The following is a 3,538-nucleotide window of genomic DNA, read 5'->3' as shown; positions in this document are numbered from 1 at the left end:
GGACCGCCTCCAGCAGGGCCTCGCCGGCCGGGCGCGAGCCCCGGTGGAGCCAGGTCACCTCGACGCCCGCCGCCGTCGCGAACTTCTGCTCCTCGCCGGCGTCGGCGACCTCCACGAACGCGTGGACCACGGCCACCCGCCGCACGGTGCCGGCGTGCCCCGGCGACCGTCAGACGTCCGTGCCGAAGACCCGGTCCGAGGCGTCGACGTGCGCGAGCCTGCGCAGTGACGCGAACAGCGCGTCACCCAGCACCGTCCCCACCACCACGCTCTCCACGAGCTCCTCCCGCGCCACGTTGCGCGCCACGTAGTCCAGATCGGCCCGCGCCACCTGCTCCGCGGCGTCCGCGTACGCGTCGAGCACCTCCGCGAACGCCCCGTGCCCCACGTCCTCCATGGTCGCCAGGGCCACCGCCAGCGACTCGGCCGCCGGGCTCTCCGGGTGGGACCGCCAGCCGCGCCGTTCGATCAGCTCGGCAACGGCCGTCCGCGCGGCGGCGACACCCTCCACCGGCTCCTGGTCGTGGCGCGGCACCACGCGATCGGCCGCCGCGCCCAGCACCTTGTGCACCGGCCGTTCGGTGTCCTCGATCGCCTCGATCACCTCACGGACGCCCGCCACCGACAACCCTCCGACGTCCAGGAGCGCCCGGATCAGCCGGAGGCGCCGCACGTGCGTCTCGTCGTACGAGGCCTGGTTCGGGCTCGTCAACTGCCCGGCCGGCAGCAGTCCTTCCCGTACGTAGTACTTGATCGTCGGTACCGACACTCCGGCCCTGCGACTCAACTCTCCGACGCGCACTGTCCGTTCACCTTCCTGGTCCCGCTCCGGCCTTGCCGACCGACACCCCCATCATAGATAGTGGAGCTATCAGATAGCGGAGAGTGCCACTATCTATAGTCACGGGGGTTCCTCATGTCCTCTTCGATGCCGCGTATCCGCGAGCTCCATCGGCCGCTGGTGTGGTTCTCCGGCTCCATGGCCCTGCTCGCCGTCGTCAGCGTCGGCGGCCTGATCGTCGACGACCGCATGCTCGTCGGCGTGCCGATCTGGTCCAAGCCGTTCAAGTTCTCCGTCTCGTTCGTCGCCTATGCGATGACGCTCGCGTGGATGCTCAGCCTGCTGCCACGCGGCCGCCGGGTGGGCTGGTGGGCGGGCACCGTACTCACCGCGGCCAGCGCCGTCGAGATGGCGATCATCACGGGCCAGGTCGYGCGGGGCCGGCAGAGCCACTTCAACAACGAGACCCCGCTCGACGCCGCGCTGTTCCAGGTCATGGGTGCGACCGTCGTGGTCCTCTGGCTCGCCGCACTCGTCATCTCGGTCCTGCTGTTACGCGCCCGCATCCTGGACCGCGCGACCACCTGGGCGGTACGCCTCGGCTCCCTGATCGCGCTCGCCGGCGCGGCCGTGGGCTTCGTGATGGTCGTGCCCACCCCGGAGCAGCTCGCCGCGGGCGACGACGCGAAGACCACCGGGGCCCACAGTGTCGGTGTCCCGGACGGGGGCCCGTCGATGGCCGTGACGGGCTGGTCCACGACCGGCGGCGACCTGCGGATCGCCCACTTCTTCGGCATGCACGCCCTGCAGGTGATCCCGCTCGTGCTGCTGGCCCTGGTCACGCTCGCCCCGCGGTTCGCCCGGCTGCGCGACGACCGGGTCCGGCTGAGGCTGACCCTCGTCGTCTCCGGGGCGTACACGGCGGCCTTCGGCCTGCTGACCTGGCAGGCACTCCGCGGCCAGCCGCTGGGCCGTCCCGACGGCACGACCCTGGCCGCCGCCGGCGCCATCGTCGCGCTGACCGCCGCGACCACCTGGGCCGCCCTGCGCACCCCGTCAACCGACCGACCCGGCGCCGGAACGACCGGCGACTCCGGTACCTCCCGTAAGGAGTTCGCGGCATGACCGGCTTCCTCTTCGAGTTCTCCTTCTACCTGGTCGCCCCCTTCTGGCTGCTGATGATCCTGGCGCCCGGCTGGCGGGCCACGGAACGGCTCGCGGCCTCGCCCCTGACCGTGCTGCCGGTGCTGACGGTCTATCTGGTGATGGCGATCCCCGTCTTCCCCGAGCTGTGGGTGGCGGTGAGCAGCCCGGACATCGACACCTTCCGGGACCTCGTGGCACTCGCGGGCGGAGCGGGGGCCGTCTGGGCTCAGGTCCTCGCCTGGGACCTGTTGCTCGGTCAGTGGATGTACCTCGAAGGCCGGAGGCGGGCCATCTCCCCCTTCGTGATGGGGCCGTTGCTGGTGTTCACGATCCTCCTCTCCCCCTTCGGGCTGCTCGTCTTCCTGGTCCTGCGCGCGGTCCGGAAGCCGGTGGCGCCCCGCCCCGAGCAGGGCGGGAGCCTCGTCCCCGGGCCGTCTACGCTGGCCTGATGCGAACGATCGACCGTGCCGTCGGGGCGGTGCTCGGCTCCGCCGTGGGAGACGCGCTGGGCGCGCCCTTCGAGTTCGGCCTGCCCGGGGTCTTCCGGGAGCGCTTCCCCGACGGCCGGGGCGAGATGTGCGGGGGCGGCGGCTGGGACCCGGGCGAGGCCACCGACGACACCCAGATGGCCGTCCTCGTCGGGGAGTCGCTCCTCGAACGGGGCGGTCTCGACCTGCCGGACATCTTCCGGCGCTTCCGGTCCTGGGCGGCGGCGGATCCCAAGGACATCGGCCTGCAGACCGAGGCGGTACTGAGCAGCGGCGACTCGTGGGACACCGCCGCGGCCCTCCACTTCCAGCTCAACGGCCGTGCCGCCGGCAACGGTTCGCTGATGCGCGCCTCCACCTCCGCCGTCCGATTCGCCGCCGCCGGCCCGGAGGCCACCCGGGACGCCGCCCGCCGGATCGCCGCCCTGACCCACGGGGACGCCGCCGCCTGGGAGGGGACGGCCCTCCTGCACGAACTCGTCCGCGTCGCCCTGCTCGGTGAGGACCCGTCGGCCGCCCTGCCGGAGGCGCTCGCCGCCGTCGCCCCCGCGCACCGCGCCCGCTGGGCGGTGGTCCTCGCTCCGGACTGGCACCCGGACGACGCCACCGAGTTCAACGGTGCGGTGTGGCCGTGCCTCGGCTCGGCGGTCTGGGCGCTGCGTACCACCGCGTCGTTCGAGGATGCCCTGGCCGTCGCCATCGATCTGGGCGGTGACACGGACACGGTGGCCGCGGTCACCGGCATGCTCGCGGGCGCCGTCCACGGAGCCGGCGCGATCCCCGCACGGTGGACCGATCCCCTGCAGGTCCCGCTCCCGGGCCACGGCTCCCGCACCCTCCGCTCCGACGACCTGCGGGCGCTGGCCACCGCCCTGATCGCCTGAGCCGAGAATCCACCGAGCCGAGGAGGCACCTGGCAGCGGGCCCGCCGTACCACCGGTACCCACGACAGCCCCCGGCCACACCGCACCGTTGAACTCGGTGGCGTCGTCCGGGTGCCAGTCCGGAGCGAGGACCACCGCCCAGCGGGCGCGGTGCGCGGGGGCGACGGCGGCGAGCGCCTCCGGCAGGGCGGCCGACGGGTCCTCACCGAGCAGGGCGACGCGGACGAGTTCGTGCAGGA

At 73.3% G+C, this 3,538-nt stretch carries 4 protein-coding genes and 1 pseudogene; 3 read left to right on the top strand and 2 right to left on the bottom strand.

Features of this window, described 5'->3' with window-relative positions:
• A pseudogene (locus EAO71_RS36525) lies at window positions 1–133 on the bottom strand (SIP domain-containing protein); the annotation flags it as partial.
• A 36-nt stretch (window positions 134–169) separates the two neighbouring features.
• Window positions 170–802: a MerR family transcriptional regulator gene (locus EAO71_RS36520; RefSeq protein ID WP_147982085.1), complete on the bottom strand. Its 633-nt coding sequence runs from the start codon at window positions 800–802 to the stop codon at window positions 170–172.
• A gap of 177 nt (window positions 803–979) precedes the next feature.
• Between EAO71_RS36520 and EAO71_RS36515 the strand changes: the two genes are divergently transcribed.
• Genes EAO71_RS36515 through EAO71_RS36505 form a run of 3 tightly spaced genes read left to right on the top strand, consistent with a single transcriptional unit; the run spans window position 980 to window position 3,299 of the window.
• A complete protein-coding gene (locus EAO71_RS36515; RefSeq protein WP_261992527.1) occupies window positions 980–1,906 on the top strand; it encodes a hypothetical protein in 927 nt (308 codons plus the stop codon).
• Entirely contained in the window at window positions 1,903–2,376 is a 474-nt protein-coding gene (locus EAO71_RS36510; protein ID WP_147982084.1) for an ABA4-like family protein, read from the top strand. The genes EAO71_RS36515 and EAO71_RS36510 overlap by 4 nt, the downstream gene beginning before the upstream one ends.
• Window positions 2,376–3,299 (top strand): ADP-ribosylglycohydrolase family protein, encoded by a 924-nt coding sequence (locus EAO71_RS36505; protein ID WP_147982083.1) that lies wholly within the window; start codon window positions 2,376–2,378, stop codon window positions 3,297–3,299. The genes EAO71_RS36510 and EAO71_RS36505 overlap by 1 nt, the downstream gene beginning before the upstream one ends.
• Window positions 3,300–3,538: the final 239 nt, after the last annotated feature.

Origin of the sequence: Streptomyces sp. MS191 (assembly GCF_008042125.1) — a bacterium.
GTDB lineage: Bacteria > Actinomycetota > Actinomycetes > Streptomycetales > Streptomycetaceae > Streptomyces.
The sequence above is the reverse complement of the archived record's forward strand: the minus strand, read 5'-3'. Positions and strand labels throughout refer to the sequence as shown.

Coding starts and splice junctions, on each gene's coding strand:
- EAO71_RS36505 (WP_147982083.1), top strand. CDS start 2,376: ATGCGAACGATCGACCGTGCCGTCGGGGCGGTGCTCGGCTCCGCCGTG.
- EAO71_RS36510 (WP_147982084.1), top strand. CDS start 1,903: ATGACCGGCTTCCTCTTCGAGTTCTCCTTCTACCTGGTCGCCCCCTTC.